At 53.0% G+C, this 15,962-nt stretch carries 11 protein-coding genes and 2 pseudogenes; 9 read left to right on the forward strand and 4 right to left on the reverse strand.

Features of this window, described 5'->3' with window-relative positions; all coding sequences use genetic code 11:
- Positions 1–35: 35 nt before the first annotated feature.
- Both ABV298_RS04290 and ABV298_RS04295 read right to left on the reverse strand, forming a co-directional pair.
- Entirely contained in the window at positions 36–1,283 is a 1,248-nt protein-coding gene (locus tag ABV298_RS04290; protein WP_353720953.1) for an acetylxylan esterase, read from the reverse strand.
- Between the two features lie 29 nt (positions 1,284–1,312).
- A complete protein-coding gene (locus ABV298_RS04295; RefSeq protein WP_353720954.1) occupies positions 1,313–2,131 on the reverse strand; it encodes an alpha/beta hydrolase family protein in 819 nt (272 codons plus the stop codon).
- Between the two features lie 225 nt (positions 2,132–2,356).
- Here ABV298_RS04295 and ABV298_RS04300 point away from each other — a divergent pair, with 225 nt between their 5' ends.
- From ABV298_RS04300 to ABV298_RS04310, 3 genes are all read left to right on the forward strand, one after another.
- Positions 2,357–2,521, forward strand: coding sequence for a lmo0937 family membrane protein (locus ABV298_RS04300; protein WP_353720955.1), 165 nt, complete (start codon positions 2,357–2,359; stop codon positions 2,519–2,521).
- Positions 2,522–2,641: 120 nt separating this feature from the next.
- Positions 2,642–3,781, forward strand: coding sequence for a T9SS type A sorting domain-containing protein (locus tag ABV298_RS04305; RefSeq protein WP_353720956.1), 1,140 nt, complete (start codon positions 2,642–2,644; stop codon positions 3,779–3,781).
- A 65-nt stretch (positions 3,782–3,846) separates the two neighbouring features.
- A complete protein-coding gene (locus tag ABV298_RS04310; RefSeq protein WP_353720957.1) occupies positions 3,847–4,398 on the forward strand; it encodes a hypothetical protein in 552 nt (183 codons plus the stop codon).
- Between the two features lie 38 nt (positions 4,399–4,436).
- Here ABV298_RS04310 and ABV298_RS04315 read toward each other — a convergent pair.
- Positions 4,437–5,145 (reverse strand): annotated as a pseudogene (locus ABV298_RS04315) (arylesterase).
- Between the two features lie 170 nt (positions 5,146–5,315).
- Here ABV298_RS04315 and ABV298_RS04320 point away from each other — a divergent pair.
- From ABV298_RS04320 to ABV298_RS04335, 4 genes are all read left to right on the forward strand, one after another.
- Complete coding sequence (locus tag ABV298_RS04320) at positions 5,316–5,990, forward strand: ABC transporter ATP-binding protein (RefSeq protein ID WP_353720958.1); 675 nt, start codon at positions 5,316–5,318, stop codon at positions 5,988–5,990.
- 13 nt (positions 5,991–6,003) lie between these two features.
- Positions 6,004–8,547, forward strand: coding sequence for an FtsX-like permease family protein (locus tag ABV298_RS04325; RefSeq protein ID WP_353720959.1), 2,544 nt, complete (start codon positions 6,004–6,006; stop codon positions 8,545–8,547).
- Between the two features lie 526 nt (positions 8,548–9,073).
- A complete protein-coding gene (locus ABV298_RS04330) occupies positions 9,074–12,016 on the forward strand; it encodes a TonB-dependent receptor (RefSeq protein WP_353720960.1) in 2,943 nt (980 codons plus the stop codon).
- Between the two features lie 10 nt (positions 12,017–12,026).
- Positions 12,027–13,718: a RagB/SusD family nutrient uptake outer membrane protein gene (locus ABV298_RS04335; RefSeq protein ID WP_353720961.1), complete on the forward strand. Its 1,692-nt coding sequence runs from the start codon at positions 12,027–12,029 to the stop codon at positions 13,716–13,718.
- Positions 13,719–13,805: 87 nt separating this feature from the next.
- Here the strand turns inward: ABV298_RS04335 and ABV298_RS04340 are convergent, their stop codons facing one another.
- Positions 13,806–14,837 (reverse strand): LacI family DNA-binding transcriptional regulator, encoded by a 1,032-nt coding sequence (locus ABV298_RS04340; RefSeq protein ID WP_353720962.1) that lies wholly within the window; start codon positions 14,835–14,837, stop codon positions 13,806–13,808.
- A 126-nt stretch (positions 14,838–14,963) separates the two neighbouring features.
- On the opposite strand from ABV298_RS04340, the pseudogene ABV298_RS04345 reads away from it, so the two are divergent.
- Positions 14,964–15,059 (forward strand): annotated as a pseudogene (locus ABV298_RS04345) (5-deoxy-glucuronate isomerase); the annotation flags it as partial.
- A gap of 46 nt (positions 15,060–15,105) precedes the next feature.
- Positions 15,106–15,828, forward strand: coding sequence for a 5-deoxy-glucuronate isomerase (iolB, locus tag ABV298_RS04350; protein WP_353720963.1), 723 nt, complete (start codon positions 15,106–15,108; stop codon positions 15,826–15,828).
- The last annotated feature ends 134 nt before the right edge of the window (positions 15,829–15,962 follow it).

The raw sequence follows: 15,962 nt of genomic DNA on the forward strand, positions 1-15,962 counted from the left end.
TTAGCTGAATAGTAAAATTAAATATTAGGTTCGGTCTATTTTTGCAAATGTAAATCAGAGAAATTTAAAATCTGTATCCAGTCGAACATTTTAACGTCGTGCCCGCCCGGCCGGATATGAAAGCCGATTTGGCCCGTCAGAGGCTGATTCAATGCGGGAAACGGGCTGTCCGGCAAACCGTTCGTCCCTAAAAACCTGTACACTGCATCCGCGGCCCGGGCGGTTGCAAACTCACCCGGCGGATCGGAATTCTTGTCGTCCCCGGCGGTTGCCAGATATACCGGCCGTGGGGCGATCAGCGCAACGACAAAATGCTGATCAAATGGTAATTCCGTATCCTTTCCTTTGTACTTGCCCAGGTTCCGCGCAAACCAGTACGGAAACATCGTGCAAAGCCTGTTGATATCCTCTCCCACGCCCCGTCTGAACAATTTGCCGCCGCCCGCGCCCGACTCGTTGCTGAGTACCGCGGCAAACCGCCTGTCCGTCGCACCGGCCCAAAGTGCAGCTTTGCCTAATCTCGAAAAGCCGAAGACCGCCACCCGCTTCGCATCGATGTCCTTATCGGTTTCCAGATAATCCATTCCGCGGCTCAACGCCCACGCCCAGGCGGCAACGGTGCCGAAATTGTCCTCGCGTCGCTGCAACGCGGGGTACAGCGTGTGCACACCGGTCTGAAATGCATGCGCCTTCCGGTCGGACGCGACCTCCTCCCGGTAGAGCGTCACGAGCGCATACCCGCGCGCGAGGATACTGTCCACCGCCCACTGCGAGGCATTCACACCCCGGCAGGCGTCGGTGGCCCTTCCGTCGGAGGCACACGGAAACATCCGGCTGTTTTCCACCCATGCAGTGGTCAGTTTGATACCCGGGTCGGAATGGATGGCCTGGTTCCCGATGAAATTCAGCCCGATAATGGCCGGCACGGGACGCCTGGCCTGATTGGGAATGTAAACGAGCAAATCAAACCGGGCTTCCCTGCCTTCCCGGATAATACGGACGGTCACTTGCTTGCGCGTCGCTTTGCCGCCCAGTGCATTCCTGTCCAGGTCGAAAACTTTAAAGTGCATCTTTTTCGGACGGTCCGGCGAAACACCGTACATCTCGCGGGTCATGATTTCAAGAATTTCCTTCCGCCTGCGCTCCCAGTCCTTCACGGACTTCACTTTTTCGCCATTGTTAAAAGTAAATGGATCAGGCAAAGCCAGGCTGCCCTCCTGAGCGCAGGTATTTTTGGACGAAACTATCGATAGCAGTACCAGAAACGGAAGGAAATACCGCATATTCAGGCAGATAAAAAAGCTTTGATTATTTATTTTTTATTGAAATAGTTATGCATGAAAAGCAACTGGTGCTGCACCGCATTCTCCCAGTAAGGCCAGTTATGAGCACCAGGCCGGGAAATGTAATCGTGCGGGATTTTACGGTATTCGAGCTGTTTGTGAAGATTTTCGTTCACACCATAGAAGAAGTCCTCGGTACCGCAGTCGATAATTAGCGAAAGGCTATTGGGAGTTAGCAAATGGAGCATGTTGATCACGGTGTTCCGCTCCCATCTTTCGGGCTGCTCGGCGTAGGAACCCAGGCGTTTGGCCATGTCCCAGTTATTTGGAAACGGGCGGATATCTACGCCGCCGCTCATGCTGCCGGCTGTCCCGTACACATCCTGGTGCCTGAATGCAAGGTACAATGCGCCATGCCCGCCCATACTTAAACCGGTAATGCCGCGGCCTTTCCGGTCTTTAATGGTCTTATAGTTTTTATCGACGTAGGAAACGAGTTCTTTGGAAACATAAGTTTCGAACTGCGATTGCGGGTCAACCGGACTGTCCCAATACCAACTGCTGAAACCGCCGTCCGGACAGACGATGATCATATTATACTGGTCGGCTGCCTGCTGGATGCGGGGCGCCTTGGTGACCCAGTTGGAATGGTTGCCGCTATAACCGTGCAGCAGGTACACGACCGGAAACTCCTTGCCCGAGCCATATGCGGCAGGCCGCACTACGACTACCTTGAGATTCCGCTTCATAACCGCGCTGCTCACCTCCACCGTGTCGACCTGCGCCGCATGAACCTGGCCGAGTATAAACAAGGCAAATGCAAAGAGTGATAGAAATGCTTTTTTCATTTTAAAGATTGAAAGGGAATTGAGAAAATGACGATAAGGGAGTGGCCTTCACCGAAATCTTTTTGAGAAAATTTTCTACAACTGCCGGGAGCCACCGCCCTGAATGCCGCAAATATTGTAGAAACCGGGGAATTATCCCGTTTTAGTGCGCCATAATGTGCCTGGCATCCAAATTGATGTAATCCTGATATCTCTAAAATAACTCTAACTCAAACTATTACAACAATGGGCAATCTCCTTTATACGATAGCGATCATCCTGGTGATCCTATGGCTGATCGGCTATTTCGGCTTTGCGAGTTTTGGATTAGGAAATATCATTCATATTCTGCTGGTGATCGCCGTAATCGCGATCATCCTCCGTGTGATACGTGGCGACAGGGTGGTGTGACAAAACATCCGCTAGCATGAAGGCCCGGGACGTTAATTTCAAACCGTTCCGGGTTTTTGTTTGCACCAATGGGTAACCAAGCCATATTTTTAGCTGCTTTATACAAATAACCCCCGTTCTATGCAGCTGATTTTACTCAAACGCCTTGTCCTCCTACTACTCCTTGCCCTGACTGGCATATCCGGCCGCTCTTCTGCGCAGACTTATGTCGGAAGCGTCGAATTCACCAGCCAGAGCGCGCTGAACGCCTGGGACCCGCAATGGAAGTCCGTTACGGGCAATATCTACATCACCAGTCTTGCGAGCGACGTCGTTACCAGCCTGGCACCATTGCAGAACCTGACGACCGTCGGCGGTGCGGTCATTATCGCCGAAAACCATTCACTTACCTCGCTCGATGGGCTCAACGGGTTACAGAGCGCGGGAATGCTGGAAATTTCGTTCAACGGCTCATTGAGCAACCTTGCCGGATTGGGTGCGCTCGCAACCGTTTCGGGGCCGGTCAGTATTGTCGGTAACGCATCGCTTACCACGCTCACCGCGTTATCGCCCGCATTGAATATCGGCGGCGACCTCACGATCCGCAATAACCCCGTGCTCGCGATCTGCAGCGCCACCGCCATCTGCAACTATCAGCGTAACCACAGTTCATCCACCTATTTGAATGTGTCGGGCAATGCGGGGCTCTGTTCCGATGAAGCTGCCTTATACGAAGCTTGCAACGGTCCATTGCCGGTAATGCTTACGGAATTCGACGCCATGGGCGAGGGACCGGCCGTGCGCCTGCGCTGGGCCACTGCCACGGAAACCAACGCTTCGCATTTCGACATTGAACGAAGCCGCGATGGTCGTACCTGGCACAAGGCCGGGGCCGTGAAAGCAAGAGGCGAAAGCGGAAACAGGGAAGAATATACCTTTACGGACGCTGTCCCTTTTACCGGCGAAAGTCTTTATCGCCTGCGGATGAACGACCGCGACGAAACATTCTCGTATAGCCGCATGCGTAGTGTGTATGTACCTGAAACGAAAGCGCCCGTCTATCCGAACCCTTTTTCGGCCTTACTGTCGTTTTCCGTGAACCACGCGGGGGCTTTCGGTATTGCCGAACTCATCGATGCCCGGGGAAATGTGGTTTATCAAACAGCAGGCATATTACCGGCCTCGATTCCGACCGCCCAATGGCAGCCAGGCACCTATTGGCTGAAACTGGTTGATAAAGACGGGCTTGCCACACAGTTCAGGATAGTGAAAACAAACTGATTTTCGCCTCGGCTGGCATAATTGTTGTTACATCGCGCGCATAGTTCGAACTAAACAGCGATGTTATGGAAACGACAATTGAATATAATTACCCCTCGCTCGTCAATGCCGCATTCGGCAATCGTACCGATGCGCAGAAGGCTTACGACGAGCTGATTTATCGGGGTTACAAACCGGAGGAAATCAACGTGATCGTATCGGACGAGACGCACCGTATCCATCATGAAGAACTTGACAAGGAAAAGCACGCGCATTCGACGATGGAAAATGCAGGCATCGGTTCGGCCATTGGCGGCACGGCCGGGGCCATCGCGGGGGCAATCCTCGCCATTGGTACGACCGTCGTGATTCCCGGTCTCGGCATTGCGGTGGCCGGACCGCTTCTGGCGGCCCTCACCGGTGCGGGCGCCGGCGGACTCACAGGTGGCATCGTGGGCGCATTGCACAATAAAGGTGTTCCGAAAGAGCATGCCGAGGCATTCGAATCCAGCATCCGGGAAGGTGGAATTATTATTTCGTTTACCCCAAGGACCGTCGAGGACCGTATGGAAATTATAGAAGCATGGCAGCGTTACGGGGCACGCCAGCTGCACGGCAACGAAACTTACACGGCCTGACCACACAAAAGAGACCCGCCCGACGGCGGGTTCTTTCATTATAGAAGGTCTTTAATCCGTACCCAGACATTCTCCGCCAATATCTTATGGCCTTCCGCCGTCGGGTGGATGCCGTCGGCCTGGTTGAGCTTCGACTCTCCCCCCCACTCCTTCCAACAGGAAGGGAATCAGGACAATATCGTTCTTTTTGGCCAGGTCGGCATACACCTCCTTGAACTCCGCTGCATATTCCCGGCCCATGTTGGGCGGAATCTGCATACCGGCCAGCACCCGTTTCGCATCAGGGTATTTCGCTTTCACCTTATCAAGGATTTCCTGCAAATTCTTTTTGGTTTCCGAAACCGGGATACCGCGGAGACCATCGTTACCGCCGAGTTCGAGCACGAAAATATCGAGCGGTTGTTTAAGGAGCCAGTCGATGCGGCTATTGCCGCCGGAGGTAGTTTCTCCGCTCACGCCCGCATTGATTACCTTATAGTTGAGCCCGAGCGAATCGATCCGCTTCTGGATCAGTCCGGCGAATGCCTGCGAAGGGTCGTCGAGGCCGTAACCCGCTGTGAGGCTGTTTCCGAAAAACACGATCACCTTCTTTTTAGCGGCAGGCGCTTTGGCTGCTCCTTGGGAACGACCGGCTTCCTGCTCCGATCCGTTCTTTTTGTCGCTACCGCAAGAAAACAACCCGGTTGCAAGCACGCCCGCTAGCAGCAGTAATGTCATAATTGTTGTGAAACGACGCACGGCATTCATAATAGGTATCGAAGGGGAATGGATTTTATAGTTAAAAAACGCGTACCGGGCCATTCATTCTCATTTAAAAACCGTTTGAACTATATTTATAAGCAACAATAACCGAAAAAAGCCAAATTGAGGCTTTACCGGTGAACCGGCTCTACGCAAACATAAAAGAAAATCGATTGATGAATACCATACTCGATCTGCACGACGTCAGTAAAATATACAAAAGCGGCGACCGCACCCTTAAAGTCCTCGATAATATCAGCTTTTCCATCGAAACCGGCTCCACGGTCTCGATAGTCGGCCCGTCGGGCAGCGGCAAAACGACGCTCCTTGGCCTCTGCGCCGGACTCGACCGCTCTACGTCCGGCAGCGTGGAATTGCATGGGACGCGCTTGAACGGCCTCAACGAAGACCAGCTTGCGGCGGTCCGCAACCAGTTTGTGGGGTTCATCTTTCAAAACTTCCAGCTTCTTCCGACACTTACCGCATTGGAAAACGTAATGGTCCCGATGGAGCTTCGCGGTGAGAGAAATGTAAAACCCCGCGCCCTCGACCTGCTCGACAAGGTGGGCCTCGCCGAACGCAGCCACCATTACCCTACCCAGCTCAGCGGCGGCGAACAGCAGCGCGTTTCGCTGGCGCGCGCGTTTTCGAACCAGCCGCAAATCCTTTTTGCAGACGAACCGACCGGTAATCTCGACGCCGAAACGAGCGAAAAAGTAGTGAAACTGCTCTTCGATCTCAACCGTGAGGCCGGCACCACCCTGGTGGTCGTTACTCACGACCTCGACCTAGCTGCCAAAACCCAGCGGATCATCCGTATCAAAGGCGGCAAAATTGCGGCGGCAAGCTAATCATTAATTCCCGATGAACCCGAAGACACTCAACCTTTCCTGGCTATTGCAAATGGCATGGCGCGACAGTCGTAAAAACCGCGCCCGGCTTGCGCTCTTCATATCGTCCATTATCCTCGGTATTGCCGCGCTGGTGGCCATTTATTCGCTGGGCGATAACCTGCGCGACAATATCGACGATCAGGCCGCGACGCTCATCGGGGCCGATTTGTCCATTTACAGCGGAAAAAAAATCGAAGGGAAAGCGATGGCCTTCGTGGATTCGCTGGGAAAGGTACGCTCCGAAGAGCGGGCATTCGCTTCGATGGTTTATTTTAACAAATCCGGCGGCAGCAGGTTGGCGCAGGTAAAAGCATTATCCGGCGATTTCCCTTATTACGGAAAACTGGAAACACTGCCCGTATCAGCCGGGAAGACATTCCGCGACCGTCAGGAAGCATTGGTGGACCAGACATTGATGCTGCAATACCACGCACAGGTGGGGGATTCGATCAAGATCGGTGAAGTTACATTTGCCATTGCGGGTGTCCTGGAAAAGGCACCGGGCGCCACCGGCATTACCGCGTCGGTAGCCCCCGTTGTGTACATACCCATGCGTTACCTCGACCAGACCGGCCTGATGCAAAAAGGCAGCCGCGTCGGGTACAGGTATTATTTCAAATATCCGCCCAAAACTGACATTGAAAAGATGGTTAAAACGCTGGAACCCAAGTTCGAGCGTTTTGACCTGGACTACAATACGGTACAGAGCCAGAAAGAGGATACCGGCCGTTCTTTCCGCGATCTTACCCGCTTCCTCTCGCTTGTAGGCTTCGTCGCGCTGCTTCTCGGGTGTATAGGCGTAGCGAGCGCGATACATATATATGTGCGGGAGAAGCTCAATTCCATCGCCATTCTTCGCTGCCTCGGCGTGAAAGCCACCCAGGCGTTTCTCATTTACCTTATACAGATAGCGGGCATCGGGCTGATCGGCACGCTGCTCGGAGCCATTCTCGGGACGGTCATCCAGCAGTTCCTTCCGGTGGTACTGAAAGACCTCCTGCCGTTTGACCTTCATACGGGCATTTCCTGGCCGGCAATCGGGCAGGGACTTGCCATCGGTATCCTGATATCCATTCTTTTCGCGCTGCCGCCGCTGGTTTCCATCCGCAAGGTATCGCCGCTGAATGTGCTCCGTTCGGCCGCCGACGCCGCCCATCCCGAGCGCGATGCGGTGAGCTGGGCATTGTACGGGCTCATTGTCCTGTTCATTTTCGCGTTCGCTTATCTGCAAATGCAAACCTGGATGCAGGCGCTGGTATTCACAGGAAGCATTCTCGCATCGTTCCTCATTCTTTTCGGTATCGCCAGCCTGCTGATGTGGCTGGTGCGCCGCTTTTTCCCGGCTTCGTGGAGCTACCTCTGGCGCCAGGGACTCGCCAACCTGTACAGGCCCAATAACCAGACCACCATACTGATCGTATCGGTAGGGCTGGGCACTTCGCTGATATGCACACTTTTTTTCATACAGACCATCCTCCTTACCCGCGTACAACTATCGAGCAGCGGCAACCAGCCGAATATGGTGCTTTTTGACATTCAGAGCCACCAGAAAGAAGGCGTTCTGGCGATTGCCCGGGCACAGAACGTGCCCATTAACCAGAGCGTCCCCATTGTGAACATGCGGCTGGAAGAAGTAAACGGCAAAACGGCGGCCGATTTCGAAGGCGACACCACTGCCGAGCAGTCGCGCCGCATCTTCGGCCGCGAGTACCGCGTCACCTTCCGCGACTCGACGACCTCTTCCGAAAAAATAACCAAAGGAAAATGGCAGGGCCGGTACGACAAATCCATGGAGCTGATCCCCATTTCCGTGGAGCAGGGATTTGCGGAAAGAAGCCGTTTGGAGCTGGGGGACACCATGGTTTTCAACGTCCAGGGAACCATCATGCCTACGGTCATTTCAAGCCTTCGGGAAGTCAACTGGAGCGAAGTGCGCACGAATTTTCTCGTCGTATTCCCGACCGGCGTGCTCGAAGAGGCCCCGCAATTCCATGCCATGCTTACGCATATGCCGAACCCCGGCGTTTCGGCCCGGTTTCAACAGGCGCTGGTACGGCAATATCCCAATATTTCCATCATCGACCTCGCCCTCGTTTTGAGGGTTTTGGATGATATTTTCGATAAAATCGGCTTCGTTATCCGCTTTATGGCGGGTTTCAGCATACTCACGGGACTGATAGTGCTGATCGCCTCGGTGATGATCAGTAAATACCAGCGCATTCAGGAAAGCGTCCTTTTGCGTACATTGGGTGCAAGCCGTAAGCAAATTTTTGTCATCACCGCGCTGGAATACTTCTTCCTGGGTGCGCTGGCCGCATTCACGGGCATCTTCATCGCGGTTGTCGGGAGCTATTGCCTCGCGAAATTTAACTTCGAATCCGAATTCAATCCGGAGGCAGGGCCCGTTTTCGGCATTTTTTTCTTCGTATCGCTGCTAACGGTCGTCATCGGCCTGCTCAATAGCCGCGGTGTCCTGTCGAGGCCGCCACTGGAGGTGTTACGGCAGGACGTCTAGGCCCCGTTCGGCCCGCTATTCATTTTAACAATTCCTTAAAACGAATTTCTTCGTTTTTCTTCGCGGTAGCGCCATTTCCGGCGCGGAGTGCTGCTTTAATGCAACTTTCTGCGTCCTTGTCAGGCGTTTGGATGAATTAACTTCACTATCCTGCACCTCTTCGGGACGTATCAATTTCATCCAATTTAATCTTTGTATTTTTTCAAACGTTTGCACAAAATTTCAAACGTTTGCATTAAGTATAGGGTTATTTCAATTTTATATTTCAAAAATACAATTTGTAATCTTGTAATTCCGGACTTTTAAAAATCCCTCTTATGGCTAAAAATCAACTCGCTTCCCTATTTCCATTCATTGTAAAATCCAATAATCCACGACTATGAGAAAAACTTGGACTCTATCAGTCAGGACCGGGATAATCCGAAACTGCCTTCTGCAGGTGACCGCCGTTTGCGGCCTCCATGCCGTGGCCGCAGCTGAAATACCGGTTCCCGAAGGCCAGCCCAGAAAGCATGTTGAATCCGGCATGAACCAATTACAGAAAATCACCCTCACCGGGAAAGTAACCACCGAAGGCTCCTCCGAGGGGCTTCCCGGCGTGACTGTCGTGATCTCCGACGCCAACGGCAACAATAAGCAGGGCGCAACCACCAATGAATCAGGCGCTTTCAGCTTCGCCAATTTGCAAACCGGAACACGGTATAATCTCGAGTTCAGCTACATTGGTTTTGAAAAACAGTCGTTGAAAGACTTTCTTTTAACCGAAGCCAATGCCAATTCCATCGAAATCAAACTGAAAGAATCGGCGTCCAACCTGAGCGAGGTGGTGGTGGTTGGTTACGGCAGCACAACCAAAAAGGACATTACCGGCTCGATAAAGTCGCTGAAAAGCGCCGAGTTCAACCAAGGGATCATCAACTCGCCCGAACAGCTTTTGCAGGGTAAGGTTTCGGGTGTAAACATTACCTCGGCCACCGGCGAACCCGGCGCGAAAACGAGCATTACGGTGCGTGGCCCCGGCGGTGTGCGTACAGGCAGCACACCGTTGTTCGTCGTGGACGGGATGGCGCTCGATAACAGCGGAACGGGTGGCGACACCAACCCGCTCAACTTCCTCAACCCGCAGGATATCGAGTCTATCGATGTCCTGAAAGACGCCTCTGCCACAGCCATTTACGGTGCACGGGGCGCGAATGGCGTCATTTTGATCACTACTAAAAAAGGAAAATCCGGACAAGCTAACGTTACCTATTCGGGAAGCCTGGGTATTTCTACCGTGGCGCGTCCGCTGGATGTACTTTCCGGTCCCGACTTTCTGGCCGAAGCCGCCAAACTGGGCGCTACCGCCAACGACGGAAAAGCCAATACCGACTGGCAAAAGGAAATATTCCGGACAGCTGCCACGCACAACCATAATATCTCGGTTGGCGGAGGTAGCGAAAAAATGACCTACTACGCCTCTTTCGGTGCCCAAAAACAACAGGGTATCCTCAAAGGCAGCCAACAGAACCGTTACACCGGCCGGGTGAACCTTTCGCAGAAATTGTTCGAAGACCGTGTCACCCTGGACATGAACCTGAACGCGACCAATACCAAAAACCAGCGCCCCAATATTCAGAGCGTCATAGGTAGTGCCCTTACGATCAATCCTACCTACGCGCCTTACGACGCGGACGGGCAACTTGCGCAATACCAGGATTTTACCAATCCTTTGTTCAGTTTGCGGCAGTATAAGGAGCTCCTGACGACTAACCGCGTACTCGCCAGCATATCACCTTCGGTGAAAATCATCGACGGGCTCGTTTACAAGCTGAACTTCGGCATCGACAATTCGACCGCTACCCAGGACAAACAGACACTGCCGAGCACCGTTCCCCTAGAACCGGGACGGTTAGAAAACTACGGCCTGCGCAACACCAACAAGCTGATCGAAAACTACCTGACGTATACGCTGAACACGAAAATGCACAGCCTGACGGCATTGCTCGGACACTCGTACCAGCATATTTTTATCCAAAGCAGAAATTTCAGCATCAACAAGTTTCCGATCTCGGACATCGAGCCGATTTATAACCCGGGTCTTGGACAGGATCTTTCGCTTGTCCTGAACCAGCCAGGCGGTTTTGCGACGGTCAACGAGCTGCAATCGTTCTTCGGCCGGGCGAGCTATGGTTTTAAGGACCGGTATCTTATTACCGCCACCCTGCGTATTGACGGCTCGTCCAAATTCGGAGCGAACAACAAATACGGGTCTTTCCCGTCGTTCTCGTTGGGCTGGCGGGTTTCCGAAGAGCCGTTCATGAAATCTTCTCCATTCTCCGAACTGAAATTGCGTGGTGGCTGGGGATCTACCGGCAACCAGGAAATCCCCTCCAAAATCACCCTGGCCCGTTTTACCTCCGCTGTTTCGGGTACAACGAGCTATCCGCTCGACGGCTCCGCGATCTACCCCGCAGGTACTACGTCCACGCGGCTCGCCAACCCGAATATCCAGTGGGAGGTTTCGCGGCAGACCGACCTTGGCGTCGACTTCGGGTTGTTTAAAGGTGCATTGAGCGGTGAGATCGACTATTTCAGGAAAACCTCCCGGAAAATCCTGCTTGAAGTGATACCGGCAGATCCTGTTCAGCCAGCGGGTACGTTCTGGACCAACGTTCCCGACATGCGCATTATCAACCAGGGCGTCGAGTTGGACCTCAACTACCGCAATGCACTCGGCAACGGGCTCAGATATTCGGTGGGTGGTAACATTACCTTTATCAGGAATGAAGTTAAAAACTCGCCTTATTCGGTAATCCCCTCGGGTTCCGCGCAGGGCTCCGGTCTTACGTCGGCGACGATCAACGGCTACATCAGCAACCAGCCGATCGGAACATTCTTCCTGAAAGAGTTCATTGGCTTCGATGAAAAGGGCATCAGCAAGTTTCGCGATGTGGACGGCGACGGCATTATCACCGATAAAGACCGCATTGCAGCCGGTACGGCCCTCCCGACACGCATGTACAATTTCAATGGCAATATCAGCTTCAAAGGCTTTGAGCTGACGGCCAACTTCAATGGCGTGGCCGGAAACAAAGTGTATGACAACACCGCCAATTCCAATTTCTACAAACTCAAATTATCGAAAGGCGTAAACGTAACACCTGAAGCCATCGCCGAACCGGCGGAGTCGATCAATAACTCGGCCCCTGTATCGACGCGCTACCTTAAAAACGGCGCCTACCTGCGTTTGAATAACCTCGTGCTCGGGTACAACCTGAATACCGCCAAAATCGGCCTCAACAGGTGGATTCAGACCGCGCGCATATCGGTAACCGGCCAGAACCTCATGGTCTGGACGAAATACAACGGTTACGATCCGGAAGTCAACAACGACCGTTCGATCAATGGCATTACCTCGTACGGTATCGATTACCTGAGCTATCCCAAAGCGAAAACCGTCATTTTCTCGATCAACCTCGGCTTTTAATTATTGACCCATGAATAAGAAATTATCACTCATACTGGCCGCGGGTTTGCTGGCGTTCGGCAATGCCTGTACCGACCTGAAAGAAGAAGTGCTGGACGAAACGCTCAGTGCTAACCTTTCGCCGGAAGAAGCTGCGAACGGCCTGCTGGCGCCAACTTACGCATTGCTGCCGAACCTTTTCCAGCATACCACCTATTTCGCACTGCAGGAGATCTCGACGGACGAGGCAATCCTCCCCTACCGCGGCGGTACCGACTGGGGCGACAACGGTATTTACCTGGCTTTGCACGCGCATAACACCACCAGCACCGACCCGAATGTGAACAACACCTGGAACCAGCTGGTACAATCCATATCGCGTTGTATCACGGCCATTGAAGGATTGAAAACCTCGACATCGGCCAACGCGGCGCTTTACACCGCGGAAGCGCGTGGAATGCGGGCCTATTACAATATGGTATTGCTCGATCTGTTCGGTATTGTGTTCGTTAAGGATGAATCGTCCGCTACGTCAACCATTATCCGGGGCGATCAGGCTGTGAAATACATCGAAAGCGAGCTTCTGGCGGTGGAACCGGTGGTGCAGCCAAAGTCGGTAGTAGGCCCGGGCCGCCTGAACCAGGCCGCGGTCTGGAGTTTGCTGGCACGTCTCTACCTGAATGCGGCGGTTTACCGCAATATCTACGGCGCCACATTTGATTTCAAGGCCGAAGACATGGACAAGGTGATTTCCTACGCCGATAAAGTGATCAATTCCGGCCAGGCGAAACTTTCTCCCGACTATTTCGCGATTTTCGGCAACAACAACCACACGAACGAGGAGCTGATTTTTGCCGTCGATCAAAGGGCCGAGCTGAATGGTCATAACCGGATGGCTTATTTTTCGATCTCCGGCGACCAGTTCCCCCTCGCGGCATATCCGGCGGCAAACGGTACGGACGGTCCCGGTATCACCTCCGATTTTTACCAAACCTGGGTACAGGCATACGGCGCAGTCGACCCCTCGCGTGATCCGCGTTTCTATCAGCAAAACATGTCGATTTACACCAATGCGGCCGACACTTGCGTAGCCGATGCCGATTATAAAATCAACCGCGGTATCCTGCGCGGCCAGCAATATGGGGCGTTGCGTGTCAACGGCGCGTTCCTGCGTTGTCCTGATGGCAGGCTCAAGGTGGGCAAACTCACTTATCTAACCCGTAACAAGCCCGACCTGCCGGTCAATTTCTCTGAGCTGATCGATTTCACAACCGCGGGAAGCAACTACAACACTGGCTACCGCGTCGAAAAATACGAGTTCAGCAGCCAGTCGAACACCGGCCGAAACAAGGGCGAAGCCGACATTGTGATCGTACGTCTCGCCGATCTGTACCTGATGCGTGCCGAAGCGAAACTACGCAAGAGCAACGATGCCGCCGGCGCATTGGCCGATGTGAATACGGTACGCGCGTCACGTACGAAGACAATGCCCCCTCCCGCACTGACAACCATGAACCTGGACCTGCTCTTCCGCGAGCGTGGTTTCGAGTTCTACTGGGAAATGCTCCGCCGCCCGGACATGATCCGTTTTGGCAAATATGAAGGGAAATGGACCGAAAAAACCAATTCGGATGTGAAGAAACGCCTCTTCCCCATCCCCCAAACGGCCATCGACGGCGCGTCGAACGAGCCGGGATATCTGAAACAGAATGACGGATATTGATATTTGCCTCCCAAAAACTAAACGCCGGCCGGAGCAATTCCGACCGGCGTTTTCGTTTCAGGTCCAATTCGCATCGGGGCCTGTTTCCTAAATCCGCAGCGACGACTCACGGATCACCAGCTCCGACGGAAGCACAATGCTTTCCGGCGAAAAATCGCCGGAACCGTTCAACTGATTGAGAAACAAACGGGAAGCCTCCATACCGATTTTCCGTCCCGGCCGGTGGACGGTCGTGAGCGACGGGAAAGTATAAGCGGAGATCGGGGAATTATCGAAACCCACCAACCCGATATCCTGCGGAATGCGCAGGCCCTTGTCTTTGGCAACGCGCATGGCGCCGATGGCTACCTGATCGTTCACGCCGAAGATCGCGTCGGGCGGGGAAGCCAGTTCGAGCAGGCGCTTGGTTGGCAGAATGGCGCTTTCGACGTTGAAGTTGGTATTGATGATCAGGTCCTCCCGAATCGGGATATGATACTTTTTGAGACAATTGACATACCCCTTAAAACGCTGCTCGGAAACGGTGAGCCCGTTGGGACCTTTCAAATGCGCGATATTTTTATAACCAATCGATATCAAATGCTCCACAGCCGCAAAGGCACCATGGTAATCGTCCACGGTGGCACGGCTGGTTTCGAAATCCTCATATTCGCGATCGATAAAAATCAGCGGTGTTTTGCGTTGGATCACGTTTTCGAGATGCTCATAGTAGCCGGCGTCGTAAGTCTCTTGTGAAACCGACAGAAATATCCCTTCTGTGCGGTTGGAAAGCAGTTTGGAGAGGGACTCTTTTTCGAGCAGGTAGCTTTCGTTTGTCACGCAGATATTGAGCGTATAACCCATCGGCTGCAATACGGTATGCAGGCCCTCGATCACCGCGGTTTCGTAATAGTTGCTGATTGTCGGCACTACCACGCCCAGCGACGCGGTCTTTTTATTGAGCAGGCTCAGCGACACTTCGTTACGCTGGTAACCCACTTCTTTGGCATATTCCTGGATGTTTTTGCGGGTGTCTTCATTGATCGCCGGGTGGTCGTTCAGCGCCCGTGAAACAGTGGATGGAGAGCACCTGAAACGGCGCGCAATGTCTTTGATCGTAACAGGACGTGAAGAATTCATAGGTTGGAATAGGACAATTAAATCTTTGAAATTTTTTCAAACGTTTGCATTCAATATTAACATATTTACATTTTGTGTTTAATTTATACAACACTATCATTGTGCAAATGTAATGGATTTACTACAATGAGTGACCTGCTGATCAAGCCCCAAACACACGAGAAGACCTATCATTCCCTCACCGCCGGACAAGCCGGCTGGACATATCTGAACTTCGAAGCTAAAATACTGGAAGCAGGCGAACAAATCGTGGGAAATACCGGCGATTATGAATATTGCTTCGTATTACTGGGGGGGAAATTTCAAAGTAGAGGCCGCAGGACAGGTATGGGAAACAGGCAACGGCCGCAGGGACGTATTCAGTGGCATCGGACATGCGATGTACCTTTCTCGCCGGACACCCTTTGTATTGACGGCCCAATCTGCCGGCACAGACATTGCCATTTGCAAGGTCCTTTCCGACCAGGACTTCCCGCCCCGAATGAAGCGTCCCGAAGAAGCGGCCATCGAATACCGCGGAGGCGACAATGCCAACCGGCAGATCAACAGTCTGCTCGAACCGGGCTTTGGTTGCCACAAGATCGTGTGCGTGGAAGTGTATACGCCTTCGGGCAACTGGAGCTCTTTCCCCGCGCACAAGCACGACGAGCGCAAGGTAGCCGAGGACGGCACTTTACTCGAAGCGGATCTCGAAGAAATCTATTTTTACAAAATCGATAAACCGCAGGGCTACGCGATCCAGCAGGTTTACACGGAAGACCGTTCGCTGGATGAGATTATACGTGTGAAAAACAACGAGGCTGTGCTCGTTCCGAGGGGTTACCACCCGGTAGTTGCCGGTCATGGCTACAATGTGTACTATCTCAATTTCCTCGCCGGAAGCGACCAGTCGCTCGCCAACACCTCCGATCCCGAGCATGAGTGGATCTACGGAACCTGGAAGGGGGCCGATCCGAGGTTGCCGATCGTCACAGCGGAAATGAATGGGTGATAAGTACTTCGGCTTTTGGCAGTCGGCTTTCGGCTTCTGAGAGTTGGGTTACGTGAGTAATACTACAAAGAAATTATAACAAAAAAAGCCAAAGTTTAATCAAAACATAAAAACAGAAGCCGACGGCCGAAGCC

The organism is Dyadobacter sp. 676 (genome assembly GCF_040448675.1).
Lineage (GTDB): Bacteria > Bacteroidota > Bacteroidia > Cytophagales > Spirosomataceae > Dyadobacter.

What these genes read in the sequence shown, in the direction of transcription:
- ABV298_RS04290 (WP_353720953.1), bottom strand. Translation starts at nt 1,283, where the DNA reads ATGCGGTATTTCCTTCCGTTTCTGGTACTGCTATCGATAGTTTCGTCC.
- ABV298_RS04295 (WP_353720954.1), bottom strand. Translation starts at nt 2,131, where the DNA reads ATGAAAAAAGCATTTCTATCACTCTTTGCATTTGCCTTGTTTATACTC.
- ABV298_RS04300 (WP_353720955.1), top strand. Translation starts at nt 2,357, where the DNA reads ATGGGCAATCTCCTTTATACGATAGCGATCATCCTGGTGATCCTATGG.
- ABV298_RS04305 (WP_353720956.1), top strand. Translation starts at nt 2,642, where the DNA reads ATGCAGCTGATTTTACTCAAACGCCTTGTCCTCCTACTACTCCTTGCC.
- ABV298_RS04310 (WP_353720957.1), top strand. Translation starts at nt 3,847, where the DNA reads ATGGAAACGACAATTGAATATAATTACCCCTCGCTCGTCAATGCCGCA.
- ABV298_RS04320 (WP_353720958.1), top strand. Translation starts at nt 5,316, where the DNA reads ATGAATACCATACTCGATCTGCACGACGTCAGTAAAATATACAAAAGC.
- ABV298_RS04325 (WP_353720959.1), top strand. Translation starts at nt 6,004, where the DNA reads ATGAACCCGAAGACACTCAACCTTTCCTGGCTATTGCAAATGGCATGG.
- ABV298_RS04330 (WP_353720960.1), top strand. Translation starts at nt 9,074, where the DNA reads ATGAACCAATTACAGAAAATCACCCTCACCGGGAAAGTAACCACCGAA.
- ABV298_RS04335 (WP_353720961.1), top strand. Translation starts at nt 12,027, where the DNA reads ATGAATAAGAAATTATCACTCATACTGGCCGCGGGTTTGCTGGCGTTC.
- ABV298_RS04340 (WP_353720962.1), bottom strand. Translation starts at nt 14,837, where the DNA reads ATGAATTCTTCACGTCCTGTTACGATCAAAGACATTGCGCGCCGTTTC.
- iolB (WP_353720963.1), top strand. Translation starts at nt 15,106, where the DNA reads ATGAATATTGCTTCGTATTACTGGGGGGGAAATTTCAAAGTAGAGGCC.